Origin of the sequence: Streptomyces sp. NPDC096323, from assembly GCF_040302845.1 — a bacterium.
Classification (GTDB): domain Bacteria; phylum Actinomycetota; class Actinomycetes; order Streptomycetales; family Streptomycetaceae; genus Streptomyces.
Window position 1 is genome coordinate 549,613 of record NZ_JBEOSI010000002.1, and the last position, 22,394, is coordinate 572,006.

22 protein-coding genes and 1 tRNA gene are annotated in these 22,394 nt (G+C 69.5%); 13 read left to right on the forward strand and 10 right to left on the reverse strand.

The features are described from left to right. Window positions 1-35 precede the first annotated feature (35 nt). Window positions 36-2,777, reverse strand: a complete 2,742-nt coding sequence (aceE, locus tag ABTX18_RS06415) for a pyruvate dehydrogenase (acetyl-transferring), homodimeric type (protein WP_352121587.1) — start codon at window positions 2,775-2,777, stop codon at window positions 36-38. A 605-nt stretch (window positions 2,778-3,382) separates the two neighbouring features. Here aceE and ABTX18_RS06420 point away from each other — a divergent pair. The 6 genes from ABTX18_RS06420 to ABTX18_RS06445 all read left to right on the forward strand — a co-directional run bounded on the left by ABTX18_RS06420 (window position 3,383) and on the right by ABTX18_RS06445 (window position 8,086). Beyond that, window positions 3,383-3,820 carry a DUF3052 domain-containing protein gene (locus ABTX18_RS06420; protein WP_136325066.1) on the forward strand — a complete coding sequence of 146 codons (438 nt, stop codon included), beginning with the start codon at window positions 3,383-3,385 and terminating at the stop codon, window positions 3,818-3,820. A 273-nt stretch (window positions 3,821-4,093) separates the two neighbouring features. Further along, window positions 4,094-4,552: a peroxiredoxin gene (locus ABTX18_RS06425; protein ID WP_148017458.1), complete on the forward strand. Its 459-nt coding sequence runs from the start codon at window positions 4,094-4,096 to the stop codon at window positions 4,550-4,552. Window positions 4,553-4,702: 150 nt separating this feature from the next. Next, window positions 4,703-5,278, forward strand: coding sequence for a TerD family protein (locus tag ABTX18_RS06430; RefSeq protein ID WP_352121588.1), 576 nt, complete (start codon window positions 4,703-4,705; stop codon window positions 5,276-5,278). 140 nt (window positions 5,279-5,418) lie between these two features. After that, a complete protein-coding gene (locus ABTX18_RS06435; protein ID WP_352121589.1) occupies window positions 5,419-5,994 on the forward strand; it encodes a TerD family protein in 576 nt (191 codons plus the stop codon). Window positions 5,995-6,064: 70 nt separating this feature from the next. After that, window positions 6,065-7,198 (forward strand): DUF475 domain-containing protein, encoded by a 1,134-nt coding sequence (locus tag ABTX18_RS06440; RefSeq protein WP_352121590.1) that lies wholly within the window; start codon window positions 6,065-6,067, stop codon window positions 7,196-7,198. A 153-nt stretch (window positions 7,199-7,351) separates the two neighbouring features. Then, window positions 7,352-8,086 carry a TerD family protein gene (locus tag ABTX18_RS06445; protein ID WP_352121591.1) on the forward strand — a complete coding sequence of 245 codons (735 nt, stop codon included), beginning with the start codon at window positions 7,352-7,354 and terminating at the stop codon, window positions 8,084-8,086. Between the two features lie 19 nt (window positions 8,087-8,105). Here ABTX18_RS06445 and ABTX18_RS06450 read toward each other — a convergent pair whose 3' ends face one another. Then, a complete protein-coding gene (locus ABTX18_RS06450; protein ID WP_352121592.1) occupies window positions 8,106-8,939 on the reverse strand; it encodes a TerD family protein in 834 nt (277 codons plus the stop codon). 221 nt (window positions 8,940-9,160) lie between these two features. Here ABTX18_RS06450 and ABTX18_RS06455 point away from each other — a divergent pair, with 221 nt between their 5' ends. From ABTX18_RS06455 to ABTX18_RS06470, 4 genes are all read left to right on the forward strand, one after another. Continuing rightward, window positions 9,161-10,324 carry an HpcH/HpaI aldolase/citrate lyase family protein gene (locus ABTX18_RS06455; RefSeq protein ID WP_352121593.1) on the forward strand — a complete coding sequence of 388 codons (1,164 nt, stop codon included), beginning with the start codon at window positions 9,161-9,163 and terminating at the stop codon, window positions 10,322-10,324. 161 nt (window positions 10,325-10,485) lie between these two features. Next, window positions 10,486-12,993 carry a phosphoribosyltransferase gene (locus tag ABTX18_RS06460; RefSeq protein ID WP_352121594.1) on the forward strand — a complete coding sequence of 836 codons (2,508 nt, stop codon included), beginning with the start codon at window positions 10,486-10,488 and terminating at the stop codon, window positions 12,991-12,993. Continuing rightward, entirely contained in the window at window positions 12,990-13,823 is an 834-nt protein-coding gene (locus ABTX18_RS06465) for an HAD family hydrolase (protein WP_352121595.1), read from the forward strand. The genes ABTX18_RS06460 and ABTX18_RS06465 overlap by 4 nt, the downstream gene beginning before the upstream one ends. Window positions 13,824-13,938: 115 nt before the next feature. Then, window positions 13,939-14,598 carry an O-methyltransferase gene (locus ABTX18_RS06470; protein WP_352121596.1) on the forward strand — a complete coding sequence of 220 codons (660 nt, stop codon included), beginning with the start codon at window positions 13,939-13,941 and terminating at the stop codon, window positions 14,596-14,598. 22 nt (window positions 14,599-14,620) lie between these two features. Here the strand turns inward: ABTX18_RS06470 and ABTX18_RS06475 are convergent, their stop codons facing one another. The 4 genes from ABTX18_RS06475 to ABTX18_RS06490 form a co-directional block, all read right to left on the reverse strand. Then, the gene (locus tag ABTX18_RS06475) at window positions 14,621-14,839 is read right to left on the reverse strand and encodes an FmdB family zinc ribbon protein (protein WP_352121597.1); all 219 of its coding nucleotides are present in this window, start codon (window positions 14,837-14,839) and stop codon (window positions 14,621-14,623) included. A gap of 129 nt (window positions 14,840-14,968) precedes the next feature. Then, window positions 14,969-15,568 carry a DUF4383 domain-containing protein gene (locus ABTX18_RS06480; RefSeq protein ID WP_352121598.1) on the reverse strand — a complete coding sequence of 200 codons (600 nt, stop codon included), beginning with the start codon at window positions 15,566-15,568 and terminating at the stop codon, window positions 14,969-14,971. A gap of 153 nt (window positions 15,569-15,721) precedes the next feature. After that, entirely contained in the window at window positions 15,722-17,149 is a 1,428-nt protein-coding gene (locus ABTX18_RS06485) for a hypothetical protein (RefSeq protein ID WP_352121599.1), read from the reverse strand. A 71-nt stretch (window positions 17,150-17,220) separates the two neighbouring features. Beyond that, window positions 17,221-18,000, reverse strand: coding sequence for a DUF4097 family beta strand repeat-containing protein (locus tag ABTX18_RS06490; protein WP_352121600.1), 780 nt, complete (start codon window positions 17,998-18,000; stop codon window positions 17,221-17,223). A gap of 204 nt (window positions 18,001-18,204) precedes the next feature. Between ABTX18_RS06490 and ABTX18_RS06495 the strand changes: the two genes are divergently transcribed. After that, window positions 18,205-18,279 (forward strand) — tRNA-Val (locus tag ABTX18_RS06495). A 361-nt stretch (window positions 18,280-18,640) separates the two neighbouring features. Here the strand turns inward: ABTX18_RS06495 and ABTX18_RS06500 are convergent. From ABTX18_RS06500 to ABTX18_RS06515, 4 genes are all read right to left on the reverse strand, one after another. Beyond that, window positions 18,641-19,174: an SMI1/KNR4 family protein gene (locus tag ABTX18_RS06500; RefSeq protein ID WP_352121601.1), complete on the reverse strand. Its 534-nt coding sequence runs from the start codon at window positions 19,172-19,174 to the stop codon at window positions 18,641-18,643. 251 nt (window positions 19,175-19,425) lie between these two features. Continuing rightward, entirely contained in the window at window positions 19,426-19,689 is a 264-nt protein-coding gene (locus ABTX18_RS06505; RefSeq protein ID WP_352121602.1) for a DUF7848 domain-containing protein, read from the reverse strand. Between the two features lie 306 nt (window positions 19,690-19,995). Continuing rightward, window positions 19,996-20,403, reverse strand: a complete 408-nt coding sequence (locus tag ABTX18_RS06510) for a hypothetical protein (RefSeq protein WP_352121603.1) — start codon at window positions 20,401-20,403, stop codon at window positions 19,996-19,998. Continuing rightward, window positions 20,358-21,185 (reverse strand): helix-turn-helix domain-containing protein, encoded by an 828-nt coding sequence (locus ABTX18_RS06515; RefSeq protein ID WP_352121604.1) that lies wholly within the window; start codon window positions 21,183-21,185, stop codon window positions 20,358-20,360. Before ABTX18_RS06515 ends, ABTX18_RS06510 begins: the two co-directional genes overlap by 46 nt. A 132-nt stretch (window positions 21,186-21,317) precedes the next feature. Between ABTX18_RS06515 and ABTX18_RS06520 the strand changes: the two genes are divergently transcribed. Continuing rightward, complete coding sequence (locus ABTX18_RS06520) at window positions 21,318-21,860, forward strand: flavoprotein (RefSeq protein ID WP_352121605.1); 543 nt, start codon at window positions 21,318-21,320, stop codon at window positions 21,858-21,860. A 104-nt stretch (window positions 21,861-21,964) separates the two neighbouring features. Continuing rightward, on the forward strand, window positions 21,965-22,144 hold the full coding sequence (locus tag ABTX18_RS06525; RefSeq protein ID WP_352121606.1) for an e9imm peptide: 180 nt from the start codon (window positions 21,965-21,967) through the stop codon (window positions 22,142-22,144). The last annotated feature ends 250 nt before the right edge of the window (window positions 22,145-22,394 follow it).

A 22,394-nucleotide genomic window follows, 5' to 3' on the forward strand; every position in this document is an offset into this window, starting at 1 on the left:
TCAGGTCCCGCCGCCCCGCGTCCGTGCGTACATCCCTACGCGTCGCCGCCCGCCGCGCCCGGGTCGGCCGCGGCCACGTCCAGGAGGTCGTAACGGTCGACCGCGGTCTTCAGCGCCGAACGGTCGATCCGGCCCTCCTTCGCGAGCTCGGTCAGCACCGCCAGGACGATCGACTGCGCGTCGATGTGGAAGAACCGGCGGGCCGCCCCACGCGTGTCCGCGAAGCCGAAACCGTCCGCACCCAGCGACTGGTAGGCGCCGGGCACCCAACGGGAGATCTGGTCGGGCACGGACCGCATCCAGTCCGAGACCGCCACGAACGGCCCCTGCGCCCCGGACAGCTTGCGCGTCACATACGGAACGCGCTGCTCCTCCTCCGGATGCAGCAGGTTGTACCGCTCCACGTCCACGGCCTCGCGCCGCAGCTCATTCCAGGAGGTCGCGGACCAGACGTCCGCCTTTACGTTCCACTCGTCGGCGAGGATGCGCTGCGCCTCGACCGCCCACGGGACCGCCACACCCGACGCCATGATCTGGGCCGGGATCGCGCCCTTCTCGCCGCTGCGGTAGCGGTAGACACCCTTCAGGATGCCCTCGACGTCCACATCGGCGGGCTCGGCCGGATGCTGGATCGGCTCGTTGTAGACGGTGAGGTAGTAGAAGACGTCCTCGTTCTCCTCGGGCGTCCCGCCGTACATCCTGCGCAGACCGTCCTTGACGATGTGCGCGATCTCGAACCCGAACGCCGGGTCGTAGGCGACACAGCCCGGGTTCGTCGACGCGAGCAGCTGCGAGTGGCCGTCCGCGTGCTGCAGGCCCTCGCCCGTCAGCGTCGTACGCCCGGCGGTCGCACCCAGCACGAAACCGCGTGCCAGCTGGTCGGCCATCTGCCAGAACTGGTCGCCCGTGCGCTGGAAACCGAACATCGAGTAGAAGACGTACACCGGGATCAGCGGCTCGCCGTGCGTCGCGTACGCCGAACCCGCGGCGATCAGCGAGGCCGTGCAGCCCGCCTCCGAGATGCCGTCGTGCAGCATCTGCCCGGTCGGCGACTCCTTGTACGCGAGCAGCAGATCGCGGTCCACCGACTCGTACTGCTGGCCGAGCGGGTTGTAGATCTTCGCGCTCGGGAAGAACGCGTCCATACCGAAGGTGCGGTACTCGTCGGGCGCGATCAGCACGAAACGCTTGCCGATCTCCTTGTCCCGCATGAGTTCCTTCAGAATGCGGACGAACGCCATGGTGGTGGCGATCGACTGCTGACCCGAACCCTTCTTCGCGGTCGCGTACGCCTTGTCATCGGGTAGCGCCAGCGGCTTCGCGCGCACCACACGGGTCGGGACGTAACCGCCCAGGCCCTTGCGGCGGTCGTGCATGTACTGGATCTCCTCCGAGTCGCGGCCCGGGTGGTAGTACGGCGGGTTGCCGTCCTCCAGGTCCTTGTCCGCGATCGGGATGTGCAGGCGGTCCCGGAAGCGCTTGAGGTCCTCGGCCGTGAGCTTCTTCATCTGGTGGGTCGCGTTGCGGCCCTCGAAGTTCGGCCCCAGCGTCCAGCCCTTGACCGTCTGCGCCAGGATCACCGTCGGCTGGCCCTTGTGCGCCTTGGCCGCCGCGTACGCCGCGTAGACCTTCTTGTGGTCGTGACCGCCACGCCCGAGGTGCAGGATCTGCTGGTCGGTCATGTCCTTGACCATGTCGCGCAGCCGCGGGTCGTCACCGAAGAAGTGCTCACGGATGTACGCACCCGTCTCGGTGGCGTACGTCTGGAACTGGCCGTCCGGCGTGGTGTTCAGCTTGTTGACGAGAATGCCCGTGCGGTCCTGCGCCAGCAGCGGGTCCCAGGAGCGGTCCCAGACCAGCTTGATGACATTCCACCCGGCACCGCGGAACTGCGACTCCAGCTCCTGGATGACCTTGCCGTTGCCGCGCACCGGCCCGTCGAGGCGCTGCAGGTTGCAGTTGACGACGAAGGTCAGGTTGTCCAGGCCCTCCCGGGCGGCGATGGAGAGCTGGCCGAGCGACTCCGGCTCGTCCATCTCGCCGTCACCCAGATACGCCCAGACGTGCGAATCGGAGGTGTCCGCGATGCCGCGCGCCTCCATGTAGCGGTTCATCCGCGCCTGGTAGATCGCGCCGAGCGGGCCGAGACCCATCGACACGGTCGGGAACTCCCAGAAGTCCGGCATCAGCCGCGGGTGCGGGTAGCTGGACAGGCCGTTCGGCGCCTTCGACTTCTCCTGGCGGAAGGCGTCGAGCTGCGCCTCGCTCAGCCGGTCCAGCAGATAGGCGCGGGCGTAGATCCCGGGGGAGGCGTGCCCCTGGAAGAAGATCTGGTCGCCGCCCCGGCCGTCGTCCTTGCCGCGGAAGAAGTGGTTGAAACCCACGTCGTACAGCGAGGCGGAGGAGGCGAACGTGGCGATGTGGCCGCCCACGCCGATCCCCGGGCGCTGCGCGCGCGACACCATCACGGCCGCGTTCCAGCGGGTCGCGTTGAGGACCTTGCGCTCGATCTCCTCGTCGCCGGGGAAGAACGGCTCGTCCTTCGTGGCGATCGTGTTCACGTAGTCCGTGCTGCGCATCTCCGGCACGGCGACACGCTTCTCCCGCGCGCGCTCGATGAGCCGGAGCATGAGGTAGCGGGCCCGCTCACGGCCTCGCTCGTCGACGGCGGCGTCGAGTGAGTCGAGCCATTCCTGGGTCTCTTCGGGATCGAAGTCCGGGACCTGACTCGGAAGGCCGCCAATGATGATCGGGTTGCGATCGGATCCGGAAGCCACGCTGTTCCTTCGCTGTCGGTGCTGCTCTACGGGGCCTGGTCACGGGAGGCGTCCCCCGGGATGTCTGCGCGTACGCCATCCCATCGTGTACCGCGAGGACGTGAAACGTCATCTCTACCGAAAGGTAACCGCAGGCGTTCACGAACCCGGCTCCCCGGACGGACGCACGGGCCAAAGGGGTCCAAGTGCTCCCAAATGCTGTCCGACTCCGATTGCCGGACCGAAACCGCATAAGCTGTTCAAGGACGTAAGACCGACCTGCATCTGGAGGGTGGGTGAAGGAGCGGGGCCGGGTGCGTGCAGCTGCAAGGCGGAGGATTGAGGCATGGCGGAGCCATGGTGATTGACGACAACGCCGCAGATGCGCGTGCCCAGCCCCGCGACGCCGCCCCTCAGGTGCAGGTCGGTCCAAGGGTGTGGACGGCAGCGCCGGCTCCCGCGAAGGGCCCGCCGACACTGCGGCGACGTGGCAGGGAACGTCACCGTTTAGGCGGTCTCGTACGCTGGGTACTTGCGCGATCCGCCACTCCCGTGTGGACTACGGCCAACGCCCCGCGCACGCGCGTGGCTGCAGCATTTTCCGAAACATGATCAGGAGGCAACCCGTGAGCGCGACCGCGGACCACGCGGAGGAGCGAACCAACCCGGCAGCACGCCTGGGGTTCGAGCCCGGACAGGTGGTCCAGGAGATCGGCTACGACGACGACGTCGAGCTGGAGCTCCGTGAGGGCATTGAGGCCACTACCGGCCAGGAACTCGTCGATGAGGAGTACGACGACGTCGCTGACGTCGTCCTGCTCTGGTTCCGTGACGAGGACGGCGACCTTACGGACGCGCTGGTGGATGCCATTGGTCTGCTCGAGGACGGCGGTACGGTCTGGCTGATGACGCCGAAGACCGGCCGTGACGGATACGTCGAGCCGAGCGATATCAACGAGGCTGCCCAGACAGCCGGTCTCGCCCAGACCAAGAGCATCAGTGCGGGCAAGGACTGGACGGGCAGCCGTCTGGTCACGCCGAAGGCGGCCAAGACCAGGCGCTGAACCGCACTCCCCCCTTGAAGGCCCCGGACGGCGTCACGCCGTCCGGGGCCTTCGTACATTCCCCGGCACATCCGGGGCCTTCGCGCATTCCCCCGCACATTTCCCCGTACGTCCGCGGGTAGTGCCCCTCCCGGCGGGCTTTGCCCCGTCGCGCAAACATTGCCGGTCACGGCACCGGCTTCCCGGGTGCCGCACGCCCGCCCGGCGCCGCTGCGTAGGGTGGGAGTCACCCGGACAGCCCAGCCCGGTGACGTAGCGAAGGGACGCGTTTTCATGGCGATCGAGGTCGGCACCAAGGCCCCGGATTTCGAGCTGAAGGACAACCACGGCCGGACCGTGAAGCTCTCGGACTTCCGTGGTGAGAAGAACGTGGTGCTGCTGTTCTACCCGTTCGCCTTCACCGGCGTCTGCACGGGCGAACTCTGCGCGCTCCGCGACGAGCTGCCCACCTTCGAGAACGACGACACGCAGCTGATCGCCGTCTCCAACGACTCCATCCACACCCTGCGCGTCTTCGCCGAGCAGGAGGGTCTCGAGTACCCCCTCGTCTCGGACTTCTGGCCGCACGGCGAGACCTCGCGCGCCTACGGCGTCTTCGACGAGGACAAGGGCTGCGCGGTGCGCGGGACCTTCATCATCGACAAGGAGGGCGTGGTGCGCTGGACGGTCGTCAACGGCCTGCCCGACGCGCGCGACCTCAACGAGTACATCAAGGCGCTCGGCGCCCTCTGATCCGAAATCCGGCGGATCCCGGCGCGACCCCCGGCCAAAAGCCTGTTTTGGCCGGGAACCGGTCACTAGGATCCAGTCGTTGATCGGATGCCAACACGACGTGGAGGCGCCGGCACCGGCCGGCCCCCAAAGAAACCAATGGGAGGACTCGTGGGAGTCAGCCTCAGCAAGGGCGGCAACGTCTCGCTGACCAAGGCCGCGCCCAACCTGACCGCGGTCATCGTGGGTCTGGGCTGGGACGCTCGTACCACCACCGGCGGAGACTTCGACCTCGACGCCAGCGCCCTGCTGACGAACGTCGAGGGCAAGGTCGGCAACGACGGCAACTTCGTCTTCTTCAACAACCTCAAGAGCCCCGACGGTTCCGTCGAGCACACCGGTGACAACCTCACCGGTGAGGGCGAGGGCGACGACGAGGTCATCAAGGTGAACCTGGCCGGTGTCCCGGCCGACGTCGACAAGGTCGTTTTCCCGGTCTCGATCTACGAGGCCGAGTCCCGCCAGCAGAGCTTCGGCCAGGTCCGCAACGCGTACATCCGCGTGGTCAACCAGGCCGACAACACGGAGCTCGCGCGCTACGACCTCAGTGAGGACGCCTCGACGGAGACCGCCATGGTCTTCGGCGAGCTGTACCGCAACGGTGCGGAGTGGAAGTTCCGCGCCATCGGCCAGGGCTACGCCTCGGGGCTGCGCGGCATCGCGCAGGACTTCGGCGTCAACGTCTAGCAAGCCCTGTCCGGGCCCTCGGTCCCGGACAGGCCTTCAGCACGTCCCGTCCGGCGCCGCACAGCTGTGCGGCGCCGGACGCGCTCAGCAGACGGATCCGCCGGCTCATCACCGGTTCATCGACTCGGGGAGGACACAGCATGGGCGTCACGCTCGCCAAGGGAGGCAATGTCTCCCTCTCCAAGGCCGCACCCAATCTCACCCAGGTGCTCATCGGGCTCGGCTGGGACGCACGATCCACCACGGGGGCGGACTTCGACCTCGACGCCAGCGCGCTGCTGTGCCAGTCGGGCCGGGTGCTCGGCGACGAATGGTTCGTGTTCTACAACAACCTCACGAGCCCCGACGGTTCCGTCGAGCACACCGGTGACAACCTCACGGGAGAGGGCGAGGGCGACGACGAGTCGGTCATCGTCAACCTCGACCAGGTGCCGGCCCACTGCGACAAGATCGTATTCCCGGTCTCCATCCATGAGGCCGACAATCGCGGGCAGACGTTCGGCCAGGTCAGTAATGCGTTCATCCGCGTGGTCAACCAGGCCGACGGCCAGGAACTCGCGCGGTACGACCTCAGCGAGGACGCCTCCACGGAGACCGCGATGATCTTCGGTGAGCTCTACCGCTACAACGGCGAGTGGAAGTTCCGTGCAGTGGGGCAGGGGTACGCGTCGGGACTCCGGGGCATCGCTCTAGACTTCGGGGTCAACGTTTCGTAAAGCCGCGTACAGCGCGGGGGAGCCCCGGGCAACTCGGGGGAGACCCGTTACACACATGATGGGGTAGCCAGTGGTTCTGAAAACCTTCGGCTGGTCGTTCGCGATTACCGCGATCGGTCTGGTCGCAGCGTGGTTCTACGGGGGGTGGGAAGCCTTCGGAGTGGTGGCGATCCTTTCCGTCCTGGAGATCTCGCTGTCCTTCGACAACGCGGTGATCAACGCCGGAATCCTGAAGAAGATGAGTGCCTTCTGGCAGAAGATCTTCCTCACCGTCGGTGTCCTCATCGCGGTCTTCGGTATGCGACTGGTGTTCCCCGTCGTGATCGTGGCCATCACCGCCAAGCTGGGACCGATCGAGGCAATCGATCTTTCCTTCAACGACCCGGACCAGTACAAGCAACTGGTCACCGACGCCCATCCGGCGATCGCCGCCTTCGGTGGCATGTTCCTGCTTATGATCTTCCTCGACTTCATCTTCGAGGACCGTGACATCCAGTGGCTGCGCTGGATCGAGCGCCCGCTCGCCAAGCTCGGCAAGGTCGACATGCTGTCGGTCTGCATCGCGCTGATCGTCCTGCTGATCTCCGCCCTGACCTTCGCGACCCAGGCGCACCAGCACGGCGGCGGACACGCGGACAAGGCCGAGACGGTCATGCTCGCGGGGATCGCTGGTCTGATCACGTACCTCGTCGTCGGCGGTCTCTCCGGTTACTTCGAGAACAAGCTCGAAGAGGAGGAGGAACGGGAACACGAGGCGGAGGAAGAGGCCAAGCGGACCGGCAAGAAGCTCTCCGCGGTCGCACTCTCCGGCAAGGCCGCGTTCTTCATGTTCCTCTACCTGGAAGTGCTCGACGCGTCCTTCTCGTTCGACGGTGTCATCGGCGCCTTCGCGATCACCAACGAGATCGTGCTGATGGCCCTGGGCCTCGGCATCGGCGCCATGTACGTCCGTTCGCTCACGGTCTACCTGGTCCGCCAGGGCACCCTGGACGACTACGTCTACCTGGAGCACGGCGCGCACTACGCGATCGGCGCCCTGGCGGTCATCCTGCTCGTCACGATCCAGTACGAGATCCACGAGCTCATCACCGGTTCCGTCGGCGTCATCCTGATCGGCTGGTCCTTCTGGTCCTCGGTCCGGCGCAACAAGGCGATCGAGGCCGAAGGCGGCGAAAGCAACAAGGAAGTCTCCGCCGGGGTGTGACCCGGCAGGGAATGAGGAACGCTCTCTGCGGGGCGGCTCGTACGGCAACGGCTTCGGGGAACACCCGGATCCGGCCCGGAGCCGCCCCGCAGCGGTGCGTGCGTCGCATGTGCCGCGTGCGACAGGCGAGGCCGATATGTGTGGGGGTTGGGGATGGCGTTCTGGGACAGCCTGTGGCCGGGGCGGGAAGCACAGTTCGAGTCGGGCAGCGCGGCCACCAACTCCATCGTGCTCTCCCGGCGGCACGCCACGGTCTCCCTGACCAAGCAGGGAGCGCTGAGCGGCAATCTCCGGGTCAACCTCTCCTGGCAGATGCGTACGTCCGACATCGGGGGCCGGTCCCGGCAGAGCGGACGGCTGCTGCGGCCGCTGAAGCTGTTCCAGCCCGACGTCGTCCAGGCCCACACCCGGGGCGTGGCCAACGTCGACCTGGACCTGGGCTGCATGTACGAGCTGACGGACGGCACCAAGGGAGTGGTGCAGCCGCTCGGGAATCTGCTCGGTGATCTGAACGGGCCGCCGTACATCAAGCTCAGCGGCGACGACCGCTTCGGTTCGGCGTCCGGGGAGACCGTCTACGTCAACCTCGACCAGCGCGAGCAGATCAAGCGCATGCTCTTCTTCGTCTACATCTACGACCAGACCCCGGCCTTCGACCGTACGCACGCGAAGGTGACCCTCTATCCGGGCAACGGGCCGCGCATCGAGATCGAGCTGGAGGAACGGGCCCCGCAAGCCCGTTCCTGCGCCGTGTTCACGCTGGAAAACATCAAGGGCGAGCTGATCGTGCGGCGCGAGGTGAAGTTCGTGTACGGATTCCAGTCGGAGCTGGACCGGCTGTACGGGTACGGCATGCAGTGGGGACGCGGGTACAAGACCCGGGCGTAGGACCGGCAGGGGCGGCAGGTCAGGGCCGTATGAACTGCGGACCCTGCGGCGGCAGGACGAAATTCGGGTCGGGAGCGTGCGCCGCCGCCGCGGCGGGCTGCGGATAGCCGTAGGCGGGCTGTGCGGACGCCGGCTGGGGGTAGCCGTAGCCGGATCCCGGTCCGGGGGCGGCAGGGGCCGGAGAGGGCTGCGGGTAGCCGTACGCGGGCTGCTGGTGCTGGATGGTGGCCTGTGCGTCGGCGCCGGAGGCCGGGGCGGGCGGGAAGGCGGGCGCGGGCGGCGGCGTCGGCCCGGGCTCGGCGGCGGCCTCCGACTCGTCCACCGAGATGCCGAAGGCGGTCGCGAGACCGATGAGACCGGTCGGGTACCCCTGCCCCACGGCCCGGAATTTCCAGCCATCGCCGCGCCGGTACAGCTCGCCGCAGATGATCGCGGTCTCCTCGCCGGTCTCCGGCCGCACGTCGAAGACGGCGAGCGGTTCGCCGCCCGGGGCCGCGGCGTCGTACAACAGGATGCGCAGATCGCGCACGTGCTCGAAGGCGGCCCCGTCGGAGGACGCGGCGATGACGACCTGGTCGACCGAGGGGTCGAGCCCGTTCAGGTCGGCCTCGATGGTGTCCGTCAGGCCCTCGGGCAGGCTCCGCTTCGGGAGTCGTCGCACCAGGCCGGAGGGGTGACGCGGCTGGTTGTAGAAGACGAAGTCCTCGTCGGAGCGCACGCGGCCGCCCGAGCCGAGCAGCAGGGCCGAGGCGTCCACGTCGGGGGTCCCGGCGCCCGGGGTCCAGCGCAGCACGGCCCGTACCGCCATGGCGTCCAGGGGGACGTTCGAGCCTTTCACCATCGCGTGCGTCATGCCGGTCATCCTGCCTGCTGGCTGCCCGTGCGGACAACGCGGGGGGCGCAAGCCGTGTCGCACGGGAAGGACGGAGCGAGCAGTTCCGCACCCTTCGGAAGCATCGCTAAATGGACGAGTTACCCGGAATTCATGTGGGCAGGGAACTGCCGACACCCGTCCGTACGTACTATTACCGGCCACACGTTGTCCGGTCGGTCAGGCAGTACAGGGGGAATTGCATGCGTCATTTCGGGCATATCGCACCGGCCGCGAGGGGCGACCTGTTCTTCCGTGAGCCGTGCACCTTCGATGCCGACGCGCCGGCCCCTGTCCTCGCGGCCGCCCTGGGCGCCACGCTGTACAGCCCCGCCACCCGGCCCCGGCTCGCCGACGACGTCATCAAGCAGGCCGGTCGCGGAGTCGTCTCCATGGTGTTGTGCCTGGAGGATTCGATCGAGGACTCCGAGGTGCCGGCCGCCGAGGAGAACCTGGTCGGGCAGTTCGCCGATCTCGCGGAACGCGGCGGCGAACTGCCCCTGCTGTTCATCCGCGTCCGCGAACCGCGCCAGATCACGGACCTTGTGCGCCGGCTCGGAGAATCCGTCCGATTGTTGTCCGGATTCGTACTTCCCAAGTTCACGCAAGAGCGTGGCGTCCCCTTCATGGAAGCGCTCACCAAGGCCGAGTCCGCCGGCGGCCGGCGGCTCTTCGCCATGCCCGTGCTCGAGTCGCCCGAACTGCTCCATCTGGAGACCCGTCGGGAGTCCCTCGAGAAGATCGCCCGCACCGTCGACACCTACCGTGACCGGGTGCTCGCCCTGCGCCTCGGCGTCACCGACTTCTGCTCGGCGTACGGACTGCGCCGCGCGCCCGACATGACGGCGTACGACGTCCGGATCGTCGGCGATGTCATCTCCGACGTGGTCAACGTGCTGGGCCGGGCGGACGGCACGGGCTTCACCATCACCGGCCCCGTCTGGGAGTACTTCAGGCTCCAGGAGCGCATGTTCAAGCCACAGCTGCGCCGCAGCCCCTTCCTGGAGGGCCGGGCGGAGGAACTGCGCACGGCCCTGATCGCGCACGACCTGGACGGACTGCTGCGGGAGATCGAGCTCGACCGGGCCAACGGCCTGCTCGGCAAGACCTGCATCCACCCGTCGCACGTCGCTCCCGTGCACGCACTGTCCGTGGTCAGCCATGAAGAGTTCAGCGACGCGCAGGACATCCTGCGGCCGGAGCGCGACGGTGGCGGGGTGCTGCGCTCCGCGTACACGAACAAGATGAATGAAGTGAAGCCCCACCGGGCCTGGGCCGAACGCACGCTGCGGCGGGCCGAGGTCTTCGGCGTGGCGAAGGAGGACGTCGGCTTCGTGGAACTGCTGGCGGCCGGCCTCGCGGAATGAGCGGGGCATCCGCGCGGGTTTCCCCGGGTGAGTGGCGTGCGGGATTCCCGGAACGAGCGGGTGCGTGACAGACAGCGGCCCCCGGTGAGCGGGTGCGTGACAGACGGCGGGCCCCCGGTGAGCGGGTGCGCGTGACAGGGCAACGGAAGGAAACGGCGAACGTGGTGTGGTCGGGTAGCTGGGTCGCGGAGCGGCTGGGCGTCGAGCTGGTGGGCGACGGTGAGCTCCGTGAGCTGCTGGGCCTCGCCCTGCGGCGCAACCCCAAGCGGGCGCATCTGCTCGTGTCCAACGTGCTCGGCAAGCACGTGCCGCAGCGCCCCTCGGTCGTGTACGGCGCCGGCTTCGCGCTCGGCCGCCGGGTGGGCGAGCTGCTCGGCGAGGACGGGGCACGGAACGCGATCGTGCTCGGCTACGCGGAGACGGCCACCGGCCTCGGCCACGCCGTCGCCGACGGGCTCGGGTCAGCTCCGTACCTCCACTCGACGCGGCGCCCCGTCGAGGGCGTGGCGCGGGCGGGCGGCTTCGAGGAGTCGCACTCGCACGCCACCTCGCACCTGCTGCTGCCGGAGGACCCGGGCCTGCTGGCGAGCGACGGGGGCGACACGGGCGCGACCCTGGTCCTCGTGGACGACGAGTTCTCCACCGGTAACACCGTCCTCAACACGATTCGCGCCCTGCACGAGCGCTACCCCCGCAAGCGGTACGTGATCGTGGCCCTGGTCGACATGCGTTCACCGGACGACCGGGGGCGGCTCGCGGAGTTCGCCGAGGAGATCGGCGCCCGGGTCGACCTGGTGGCGAGGAACTCGGGCACGGTCCGCCTCCCGGAAGGGATCCTGGAGAAGGGGCAGGAGCTCGTCGCCGCACACGAGGCGGCGCAGCGGGCGGGGCGGCCCGGGGCAGACCCCCAGCTGCCGGGCGACGCCCCCCACACCCGGATCGACCTCCAGTGGCCCGCCGGAGTGCCCGATGGCGGCCGGCACGGCTTCACCCCCGCGCACCGCGCCCTCCTGGAGCCCGCGCTCCCCGCCATGGCCGACCGCATCGCGGCAGCCGTGGGCGAGCACGCCCGCCGCGTCCTGGTCCTGGGCTTCGAGGAGCTGATGTACGCACCCCTGCGCCTGGGCGCCGCCCTGGAGGAGCGCGTCGACGCCGAGGTCCGCTACTCCACCACCACCCGCTCCCCGGTCCTCGCCGTGGACGACCCGGGCTATGCGATACGCACCCGGCTGGTCTTCCCCGCCCACGACGACCCGGCCGACGGCCCGGGCGACCGCTACGCGTACAACGTCGCGGGCGGCGGCTTCGACGCCGTGGTCCTCGTCGTCGACTCCACCGCCGACACTCCCGCACTGCACGGCCCCCGCGGCCTGCTGCGGCAGCTCGCCCCGCACGCCGCCCATGTCCTGCTGGCGGTCGTCCCCTCGTACGTACCGTCCGGGGCCACCGCCGCCGGGACGTCACCGGCGTACACCCCCCACCGGCCCCACCGGCAGGAAGAAGCCTCCATGCTGCCCGAGCCCCTTCGTGGCCCCGCCTTCTCCTCCTACGCGCCGGACGAGGTCGGCTGGCTGCTCCAGGACCTGTCGGACACGGAGCTGGAGGCGCCCACCGAGGAGCGCGAGGAGGCGATACAGAGCGGCGGCGCGCACTACGCCGAGTCGCTGCCCGTCGAGTACCAGCCGTCCGAGGAGTACCAGGACCTGTTCAAGGCGGCCCTGGGCCTGTCGGCGGCCCGCATCGCCCGCGCCGTCGGCACGGTCACCGAGACGGTCCTCGCCGAGCGCGGTCCCCGCCCCGTCCTCGTCTCGCTGGCCCGGGCCGGCACCCCCGTCGGCGTACTGATGCGCCGCTGGGCCCAGCTCCGCCACGGCATCGACCTGCCGCACTACGCGGTCTCGATCGTGCGCGGCCGCGGCATCGACGCCAACGCGCTGCGCTGGCTGGCCGCCCACCACGACCCGGCCGACATCGTCTTCGTCGACGGCTGGACAGGCAAGGGCGCCATCACCCGCGAACTGGCCGCAGCCATCGCCGAGTTCGAGGAGTCCGAGGGGAACGCGGGCTTCGACCCGGAGATCGCCGTCCTCGCCGACCCGGGCGGCTGCGTCCGTACGTACGGCACCCGCGAGGACTTCCTGATCCCGTCCGCCTGCCTCAACTCCACGGTCTCCGGGCTGATTTCCCGTACGGTCCTGCGCTCCGACCTCGTCGGGCCCGACGACTTCCACGGCGCGAAGTTCTACCGGGAACTCGCCGGATCCGACGTCTCCGGCCACTTCCTCGACACCGTCACCGACCGCTTCGGCGAGGTCGCCGACGCTGTGGACGCCGAGGTCAAGGAGCTCCTCACCGCCGACCGTGCCCCCACCTGGGAGGGCTGGGCCGCGGTGGAACGGATCAGCGAGGAGCACGGCATCCACGACGTGAACCTCGTCAAGCCGGGCGTCGGCGAGACGACCCGCGTCCTGCTGCGCCGCGTCCCCTGGAAGATCCTCGCCAAGCGCGGCGCCGGCGCCGACCTGGAACACATCAGGCTGCTGGCCCAGCAGCGTGGCGTGCCGGTCGAGGAGGTCGACGAACTCCCGTACACCTGCGTCGGGTTGATCCACCCCAAGTACACGCGCGGCGCGACGGGCGCGGACGGCCGGGCGGTGGACACCAAGTGAGCACCCCCGTGACGCTGGTCGCCAGCGACCTCGACCGCACCCTCATCTACTCGGCGGCCGCCCTCCAGCTCGCCATGCCGGACGCCGAGGCCCCCCGACTGCTCTGCGTCGAGGTGTACGACAAGAAGCCCCTCTCATACGTCACGGAGGCGGCCGCGGTCCTGCTCGACGAGCTGACAGGCTCCCCGTCCACGGTCTTCGTACCGACGACGACCCGTACCCGCGAGCAGTACCACCGCATTCATCTCCCGGGCGCCGCAGCGGAGTTCGCGATCTGCGCCAACGGCGGGCACATCCTGGTGGACGGGGTGTCCGACCGCGACTGGCAGCGCACCGTGGCCGGCAGGCTCGCCGAGGAGTGCGCCACGCTCGACGAGATCCGCACCCATCTCGTCTCCGCCGCCGACCCCGCCTGGCTGCTCAAGGAACGGGTCGCCGAGGACCTCTTCGCCTACCTCGTCGTCGACCGGGCCCTGCTGCCCGCCGAGTGGACGAAGGAGCTCGCCGCGTGGGCGGAGCCGCGCGGCTGGACCGTCTCGCTCCAGGGCCGCAAGATCTACGTCGTACCGCGTCCGCTCACCAAGAGCGCGGCGATGCGCGAGGTCGCCCGCCGCACCGGCGCCACGCTCACCCTGGCCGCGGGCGACTCCCTCCTCGACGCCGACCTGCTGCTCGCCGCCGACCGGGGCTGGCGCCCCGGCCACGGCGAACTGGCCGACGCCGGCTGGAGCGCCCCGCACGTGGAGGTGACCGCCGAGAGCGGCGTGGCGGCGGGCGAGGAGATCCTGCGCCGCTTCCTCGGTGCGTCGGGGCTGCGCCGGGCGGCTTGACGATCAACTTTTCGGCGCGCCATGGCAATTGAGTCGAACCCCAAACGTCCGACGACTACAGTCACGGCGTTCCCGCCCGTCGGCGGAGAACTCGGCCGAGCGGGGAGTGGTGCGGATGACCAAGGGCAACCAGACCAAGATCACGGACGAGCTGTACGCGTACATGCTGGCCCACAACCCGCCGCTGGACGCGGTACAGCGCGAACTCGTGGAGACCACGTACGCCAAGCTCCCCGGCCACGCCGGCATGCAGTCGGCCGAGGAACAGGGCCCGCTGCTCGCCTTCCTCGTACGGCTGACGGGTGCCCGGCACATCGTGGAGGTCGGGACCTTCACCGGGTTCTCCGCCCTGGCCATGGCTCAGGCGCTGCCCACCGACGGACGGCTGATCGCGTGCGACATCTCGGAGGAGTGGACCGCCTACGGCCGTGAGGCCTGGGCGAAGGCCGGCGTCGCGGACCGGATCGACCTGCGGATCGCCCCGGCCCTCGACACCCTGCGGGCCATGCCCGCGGAGCCGCACATCGACTTCGCCTACCTGGACGCGGACAAGGAGAACTACATCGCGTACTGGGAGGAACTGGTGCCCCGGATGCGCCAGGGCGGCCTCATCACCACGGACAACGTGCTCTTCCACGGCGGCGTGACGGACCCGCGGGCAACCGGGGCGACGGCGGCCATCCAGGAGTTCAACAACCACGTGTCCGCCGACCCCCGGATGGACAGCGTGCTGCTCACGGTGTCGGACGGACTGACACTGTCACGCAAGCGGTAGAGACGCCGGGGGCGCCGTCGGCTCAGCCGCAGCAGCCCCCGCCGCAGCAGCCCCCGCCTCCACCACCGGCGGAGGGCGCGGGCGCGGACGCGGTCGAACCGCCCACGGCAACGGCCGACAGAAGCTTCACGGTGTCCTCGTGCCCGGCGGGGCAGGAGGCGGGGGCGGCGGACTCGGCCATCGGACGGCTGAGCTCGAAGGTGTCTCCGCAGGAGCGGCAGCGGTACTCGTAACGAGGCATGCCCCCAGGCTATCGGCCGGACACGACCCCGGGCTATCGGCCGGACACGACCCCGGGCTATCGGCCGGACACGACCCCGGGCTATCGGCCGGACACGACCCCGGGCCATCGCCGGGACACGACCCCGGGCTATCGGCCGGAACGGGCGACGGGCATGTCCTCGACCGCCCGCCGCCGCGTGAGCCGCTGCTCACGCGCCGCCGCCTCGGGATGGCGGGACCGCCAGTAGGGATTGTCGTGGGGGAGCCCGCCGCTCACACGTCCGTACATGCCGAACAGCATCAGCAGCACACCGACCACGAAGCTGAACAGCACGTTCTCGATCTCGAAGGCGAGGAAGTTGAACCGGCTGTCCAGCAGGGCGAGGTTGACGAAGCCGCTGAGGATGAAGGCGATGCCCAGCACCATGTTGAGCGTCGAGGCGACGTTGCCGCCGATGACCATCCCGGCGAACAGGAGCAGCCCGATGCAGATCGACAGGACGCTGAGCGCGCCGTTGGTGCTGAGGCCCGCGACGGTGTCGCCGCCGGTGTCGAAGAAGCCGACGTGGTCCGTCAGCCCGAGGATGCCGAAGGCGACGAGCACGAGACCCATCAGTCCGGCGCCGATCCGGTAGAAGCGGCTGAGGCGGTGGTCCACCGGGAGGTGCTCGTCGAGCCGGATCGCTCTGCGGTGGGTGGCCTTGGCGGCGGCCGGGCGCCGGGCCGGAGGCAGTACATGGGTGGCCATGGTGCCCTCCTTCACGTAACTCCAGGATCGCGCCGGGGCGGGGCCGCCGCACGTCAGGAGGCGTACGAAAGCTTCTGGCCTCGCACGCCCGCCCTGGCCGAGGCTCGCGCTACCCCGGGGCTCGCGCTACCCCGGGGCTCGCGCTACCCCGGGTCAGGCGCCGGCCCCGCGCTCCTCGCGGATCTCGGAGACGACGCGTGCGGCGGTCTGCCGTACGCCTTCCGTCACCGTCAGGAAGTGCCAGTAGTCGGGATGGCGCCCCTCGAGGGCGGTGACGGCCTGGGCGAGTCGGGCCACCGCGTCGTCGAGCGGCTGGGCGTGGCGCGGCTCGGGCGTGTGGCGCCCGGCCATGGCGAGGCGCTGGGCGTCGCGGATCGCGAACCGGGTGCGCTGGATCTCCTGCTGCGGGTCCTTGGCGACGGCGTCCAGCCGCTGCAGCCGGTCACCGGCCGCGGACACCGCCTCGTCCGTGGCGTTGAGCAGGGCTCGTACCGTACTCAGCCGCGACGTCGCATCCGCCCACCGCTGCTCGTCACGCGCCTTCGCGGCCTCCTTGAGCTTCTCCTCGGCCTGGCGCACATTGATGGCCGCCTGCTCGGGAACAGGCTGGAGGTCCTGCCAGCAGGCCGCCGAGAACCGCCGCCGCAACTCGCTGAGCACGGGCTCGACGGACGCCGACCGGGTCGTCAGCGCCTGCGCCCGCGTACGCAGCGTCACCAGCCGCTTGTCGATCTCGGAGGCCCGCTCGGGCAGCTGCGCCGCCTCGGCGCGTACGGCTTCGGCGTCCCGCAGCACCTGATCGGCGCGCTGGAGGGTGTCGGGGACGCCGTGCCGGCCGGCACCCTGGTTGAGCTTGGTCAGCTCGGGGGCCAGGGCGGCCAGCCGCGCGGCGAGATCATCCGCCCGCAGGCCGGACGCCCGCACCGCATCGAGAGCATTGCTCGCGGCCAGGAGCGCCTGTCGCGCGCGCTCCACCGCGGGGGCGAGCCGGGCGAGCTGCGTCTCGGCGGTCCCGAGCAGCGGACCGAGCCCTGCGGCGAACCGGTCCAGCTCGCCCTTGACCCGTACCAGCTCGTCCTTGGCGGCGGACAGCTCGGTCCGGGCCCGAGAGGCGACCGCAGGCTCGAGGTCGTGCCGGTCGAGATCGTGGGCGTCGACAGCCGTGATGTAGGCGTGGCTGGCCGCATCGATGCGCCGCCCGAGAGCGGCGAAGTCGTCGACGGCCTTCCGGGCGGCAGGGGAACTGTCCACGGCCGTGATGGTCTCGATGGAGATCTGCAGGTCGCGCTGCGCGGTGTCCAGCTCGTAGAAGGCCTCGGCGGCGGCATCCTTCGCAGCCTGAGCCTCGGCCCGCTGGCCCTCCCCGCGCCCGCCGAACCAACGCCGCGTACCACCGCCGGCGAAGGCGGCAGGCAGAGCCGCCACGAGCAGGGGCACGGGCAGCACCATCACGAGCAGGACATCACGAAGACCGAATCCGCGACCGTTTCCCTGACCGCTTCCCTCTCCACTGACAGGGACATCCTTGACGGCGGAACTCCCACCCGCTCTCGCCTGCGGCTTCGCGTGTGTCGCCGTCACATCCCTCTCCCGTGCCGATTCGCCCTGCCCGGTACATTCTCCCACCAGGTAAGGACGAACACACGGGCCTGTTAGTTCGCGCTTCGCACGGTGACTTGCCCGTTGTCGCTGCGCGCCTTCACCGCGTGCGGGCTGTCGTCACTGCGGGGCACGGCCACGGAGACGTCCCCGTTGTCGGCCGACGCGGACACGGCGTACGTGCTCCCGCCGGCCGGCAAGTCGATGGTGACGGCCCCGTTGTCACTGACGGTGTCCACAAGATCCGGGACCCGGCTGAAGCCGAGCTCCACCGAGCCGTTGTCCGAGCGGGCCACCACGGAAGCAGCCGAGATCCGCTCGCCGCGCACGGAACCGTTGTCGCTCTTCAGCTCCAGCGGCCCGGTGACGTCCCGTACGACGATCTGGCCGTTGTCGGAGAACAGCTTGAGCGGCGTGCCGAACCCGGACGCGGTGATCTTCCCGTTGTCCGCGTCCACGGTCAGGTCCAGCCCGCGAGGCACCTTGACCTGGTGCTGAGCGGCGCAGTTACTGATCATCGCGTCGCACTTGACCCGAAGCGTCAGCGTGTCGCCCTCCAGCTTCCACACGGGATCCGGCCCACTCCCGAGGACGACCCACCCGTCGAATCTGCGCGTGACCTCGATCCGCTCCACATCGGCGGGCACGACGTCCACGGCGGAGTTCTCCGCATCGATGGTCAGCGCCTTCCCGCTGTACGCGAAGGACTTGTGCTCGGCGGGCGCGTCGTCCACATCGGTGCTGCCGCACCCACTGAGCACGCCGACGAGCAGAACGGTTCCCCCGGTGGCGGCGAGGACGGTACGAGTACGAGTACGGGTGCGGATGGTCATGACGATCGAGTCCCCCTGGCTGGCGCTGCCGATGTGCCCCCACCGTATGCAGCCCCCGCCGCGAGGACGATCCGGCCGCCCACCGTCTCGGGGGTGGGGATATCCCCCGTACGGCCCCTACACCCCGCGACGCCGGGCTGCCCCGGGCCGGGTAACCGATTGTCGACGGGCGCCGTAGGGCATGTAACCTGTTGCTTCATCCACGGGTGCGTAGCTCAGGGGTAGAGCGCTGCTCTTACAAAGCAGATGTCGGCGGTTCGAAACCGTCCGCGCCCACCAGCAGGAAACACGGGAAAGGCCCAGGTCACCGGTACAAAACCGGGAGCCTGGGCCTTGTTCGTCTTCAGCTGGGGAGGCGGCGGAGTGGTGTCGTGTCAGCTACGTGCCAGATGATTCGTCGGACTCCACAGGCCGGGCCCTCGGAGCGGCTCGTCGGGCTGATCGGCGATCGCCTGGTCGCGACCGTTCACGGGCCGGGCGCTGAGCCTCCACCGCCTGCCGACCTTCGCGAACGGCTCCTGAGTGAGATCACCACGCCTCAGATCTGCCGGTGGCGTGCGGACTCCTGGAGTCGTGTGTCGGTGAGCCGGCCCAGACCTGACGATGCAGGCGGCTGCGCTGTCCGGCCCAATGGCTGGACTCAGCGGCACAGTCCCATGATGGTGTCGTCAAAGTCGGGGAACTCTTGCGTGGCTTGCGCGACGATCGTCGCTGCCGACGCGCGGCAAGCCGGAGCGTGCTGCTCCGCGATAGCCGCTAGTTCCTCGTTGGCCTGCGGAACCCAGTCGGGTTCGGGTTCGTAGAAGGCGGCCGCTTCCCACGGGCCGAAGCCGTCAGCCAGCAACCATAGGAAGGCGCCCAGATCTCGGGCGACCACTCCGGTCTCTCCTTCTGAGCCCATGAAGACAACGGGCTGCTCTGCCAGGTTCCGGCCTGGACGGATCAGCCAGAAGGCTGCGTTCCCGCCGGTCCCATCCTGACCGAAGACCCGGAAGGCGTCCCCGGTCAGGGCGCTGTTGCCCGTCCACGCACGGAGCCAATCCGTTGTCTCGTCAGCAGTCAGAAAGGAGCCGTAGGGTTCGAATTCGACGCCGCCCTCGCCTATGCAGTCGAGCCGGACCGCCATAGCAGCGGCGAGCGCAGTGGGAAACCGGCGGTCTTCGTTCAGGCTCATGCGAACAGATTAATGACCGCCCGGGAGGGCCACCGAGACGTCTGACATCGCCGGCCGTACCTGATCGCTTCCGTTTGAGTCCGCAGCAGCAGCCGCCTTAGGACGGCGGACAATGGCGGCATAGCGGTCATGATTTGGGTCGATGAGTGGTGAGGCACTGCTGAGCTCGTAGCCGCCGTTCAGCACCCAGCGTCCGGCCGACTCCGGATTCTGAGCCCAGCAGTACCCAGAGATCGGGGCGCTCTCCGTCGTCAGGACATCGCCCTGTGCAGAGGATTGCCTGGCGCCGGGGTGACACGGAGGAACGACGTGATGATCGCCCGGAAGCCGCGGTGGTCAGGGTTGCGGCCGGCGTGGCGCAATGCCCAGTCCTCGGGCGGTCTCCGGTTCTCGTCCGCGTCCGACCGCTCCATGCAGGTGGTGCACTCCACCTCGTACACCGGGCCGGACGCGCCGGGGGCGCGATCAGGGCCGATCGTCCAGTCCGCCAGGCGGATTACCGACCGCACGGTCATCGGTTCTGCTCCGCTTCACGCCTCGCGCACGCGGCCTTGTCGCGGCAGGCCCGAGGGAACCACGCGTACGCGGCCCCGCTGGTCGCCCTGGCGCGCTGCTCGCCGAGGTCGACGTCAACGCCGACCCTCAGCAGGTGCTGACACCACACGCAGCGCCAGCCCCGCTGCTGCTGCTCAGTGAGTGCGGTGACTGGCGGCAAGTTTCTTACAGTCATGGCGGCCCCCGGCTCGTCGCTGATCGGTGAGGCGAGCGTGCCAGGACTCGACAGGCACAATGCTCACAGATTTGTGAGCGCTGCGAGGGGCTTACAGACCGATCCACGTGGCCATGGCGACGAGTGGTTCAGAGGTACGGCGGGACGTGTGGAGGAGGCCCGTTACGGTCTCGCGGGTCCGCGGGTGGTGGCGGGTCTGCTCCGGGGCGGTCCGCCGCGCTGCGAGTAGGTGCTGCAGCGAGGCGTCGAGGTGCCCTGTCTCCATCTCCACCAGCGCCCTGTCCACCAGGTACCGGGATCGCCGTGAAGTCGGCGTCGTCGGCAGGAGTTTCACCGCGCGGGCCTGGCGCAGCGCGTCGTCATGTCGGCGCATGGTGATGGCCGCGCCCATCTCGTGCAGGGTGACGTTCATCTGCCCGAAGCTGAGCCAGTGCACCTCGGGGGCCTCGCCGCCTACACGGTCGGCCAACTCGCGCGCCGCAGCGATGTGCTGCTCCACGGCGCCGCTGTCCCCGCCCCGCCCCGCGCGGCCACGGCCGATGCGCCGAGGTGCAGTTGGCCGGCGACGGCCAGTCCTTCCCGTGACGTTTGGTCGGTGACGAGCGCTTGGCCGGCCTCGATCAGACGCTGCCCGAGGCCGTGCTCGGCCTCGGCATACCCGAGTGCCCTGCGGTACTGACGGATTGCGGCCAGACATGGGTCCGAGGCGCGATCCGCAGCCCAGCCCATGCGGTCCAGGGCGACGACGGCGAGGTCCGGGAACCCCAACTTCAGGGCGATGTCGTGGGCCGTGCGGTAGGTGGACGCGAGGGCGCGCCATGTCTCGGTTGTCGGCGCGGTCGTAGCTGCGAGGGTCAGGTCTTCGATGACGTCAGGCAGCGCGCGGGCAGCCTTGCGAAGATGCGCCGCCCGAACCTCCTGGCAGAGTCGGTCGGCGTCGAGCACCAGGTCGGCCACGGGACGAGCGGGGGTACGACCGCCAGGGGCCAGGTCGTACGGGGCGAGAGACTCGCGGATGGGGCCTACCAGAGCGGTGAGGCGCCCATGCTGCGTATCGGACACGCCCGGCGGTCCTGTGAGGAGAGCGATGTCGATCCCGAGCGCGGTCGCCACGGCGTTGGTGAACGCGCCAGTCGCGACGCGGGCCCCGCACTCCACCTGATTGAGCAGGCTGTACGAGTAGGGGATCCGCTGTGCCAGCTCGCGTTGGCTGAGACGGGCCCGCCGCCGCTGCTCCTTGATGCGATCGCCTGTGCTGCCGTAGCCGTCGCGTGTGGGCATGCGTGTACCTCGTTCCTGACTCGTCATCTGGAACGGTACCGGCGCACCCGCGTCGTGGACCGCAATCTCCCCGGCGCCAAGCAGGATTGGGGGCGGTTGCATGTTCGAGCCCGGGCGCGATGGGATGGCGGCATGACGACTCTCTATCTGCTCGGTTCCGCCGCACCGCCTGTGCTGGAGGTCGCCTCCGTGATCGAGGATGCCAAGGCCCGCGGCTACGACGTGTGTCTCGGCCTTACCCCGTCGGCAGCCAGGTGGCTGGAACCGCAGATGTCGGACCTGGAGCAGTTGACCGGGCACCCCGTGCGGTCCGAGTACAAGGCGGTGACTTCGGCAGATGTATGGCCTCGCGCGGACGTGGCCTTGTTCGCGCCGGCCACGTTCAACTCGATCAACTCGTGGGCGGGGGGAATCACGTCGAGCTTTGTGGTGGGCTTCGCGGCCGAGGCGATCGGGAAGGGCATTCCGCTCGTCGCAATGCCGTGTGTGAACGCCGCTTACGCGCAGCACCGCGCGCTGGACCGGAGCATTGCCGAGCTCCGGGACATGGGGGTTTCTGTGCTGTACGGGCAGGGTGGGTTCGAGCCGCACCAGCCGGGGGAGCGGCGCGCGGAGGGATACCCGTGGAGCCTCGCCCTCGACTCGGTCGACGCCGTGGTCAGCCCCACGCCGTAGCTGATCGCATGCCCGCGTCCTCTCCGCCCCGTACTGCTATGCGCTCGCAGGTCGTCGCGGCATGCACAACGAAGCCGCTTACCCGGTTCGAAAGAAAGAAGAGAATGAGCCGTGACCAAGCTCTACCCCTCGTCCAGCGCCTCCTGGACGGCGACATTGCCAGCGAAGCCGAAGGCGAAGAGATCTGGGACGCCTTGCACCGCGGACTCGCATGCCCCCACATCAGGGAGTACGTCTACTGGGACTTCGATCCCGGCCTGAGCGCTCACAAGATCATCGATTGAGCGTTGGCCTACGAGCCGATCGCGCTCTGAACCAGGCAGTGCGGTAAGAGTTTCTCTACTTTATCAAGGCGCCGCGCAAGCGCGGCGCGCGCCGCAAACCCCCCGCCGGGGGGGTGGGCGAGTTCTCCCCCGCGCGCCCCCGCCCGGCGGGGGCGGCCGCCTGCGGCCCCCCCCCCCGCCGTGCCGGGCGCCCGGGGCCGCCGGGGGGGGCCGGCCGCCGGCCAGCCCGGGGGGGGGCGGCCCACCGGGG

Excerpts from the sequence above, each read along its gene's own strand:
- ABTX18_RS06425 (WP_148017458.1), top strand. The coding sequence starts at position 4,094 with ATGGCGATCGAGGTCGGCACCAAGGCCCCGGATTTCGAGCTGAAGGAC.
- ABTX18_RS06435 (WP_352121589.1), top strand. The coding sequence starts at position 5,419 with ATGGGCGTCACGCTCGCCAAGGGAGGCAATGTCTCCCTCTCCAAGGCC.
- ABTX18_RS06445 (WP_352121591.1), top strand. The coding sequence starts at position 7,352 with ATGGCGTTCTGGGACAGCCTGTGGCCGGGGCGGGAAGCACAGTTCGAG.
- ABTX18_RS06450 (WP_352121592.1), bottom strand. The coding sequence starts at position 8,939 with ATGACGCACGCGATGGTGAAAGGCTCGAACGTCCCCCTGGACGCCATG.
- ABTX18_RS06455 (WP_352121593.1), top strand. The coding sequence starts at position 9,161 with ATGCGTCATTTCGGGCATATCGCACCGGCCGCGAGGGGCGACCTGTTC.
- ABTX18_RS06470 (WP_352121596.1), top strand. The coding sequence starts at position 13,939 with ATGACCAAGGGCAACCAGACCAAGATCACGGACGAGCTGTACGCGTAC.
- ABTX18_RS06475 (WP_352121597.1), bottom strand. The coding sequence starts at position 14,839 with ATGCCTCGTTACGAGTACCGCTGCCGCTCCTGCGGAGACACCTTCGAG.
- ABTX18_RS06480 (WP_352121598.1), bottom strand. The coding sequence starts at position 15,568 with ATGGCCACCCATGTACTGCCTCCGGCCCGGCGCCCGGCCGCCGCCAAG.
- ABTX18_RS06490 (WP_352121600.1), bottom strand. The coding sequence starts at position 18,000 with ATGACCATCCGCACCCGTACTCGTACTCGTACCGTCCTCGCCGCCACC.
- ABTX18_RS06500 (WP_352121601.1), bottom strand. The coding sequence starts at position 19,174 with ATGAGCCTGAACGAAGACCGCCGGTTTCCCACTGCGCTCGCCGCTGCT.
- ABTX18_RS06505 (WP_352121602.1), bottom strand. The coding sequence starts at position 19,689 with ATGACCGTGCGGTCGGTAATCCGCCTGGCGGACTGGACGATCGGCCCT.
- ABTX18_RS06515 (WP_352121604.1), bottom strand. The coding sequence starts at position 21,185 with ATGCCCACACGCGACGGCTACGGCAGCACAGGCGATCGCATCAAGGAG.
- ABTX18_RS06520 (WP_352121605.1), top strand. The coding sequence starts at position 21,318 with ATGACGACTCTCTATCTGCTCGGTTCCGCCGCACCGCCTGTGCTGGAG.
- ABTX18_RS06525 (WP_352121606.1), top strand. The coding sequence starts at position 21,965 with ATGAGCCGTGACCAAGCTCTACCCCTCGTCCAGCGCCTCCTGGACGGC.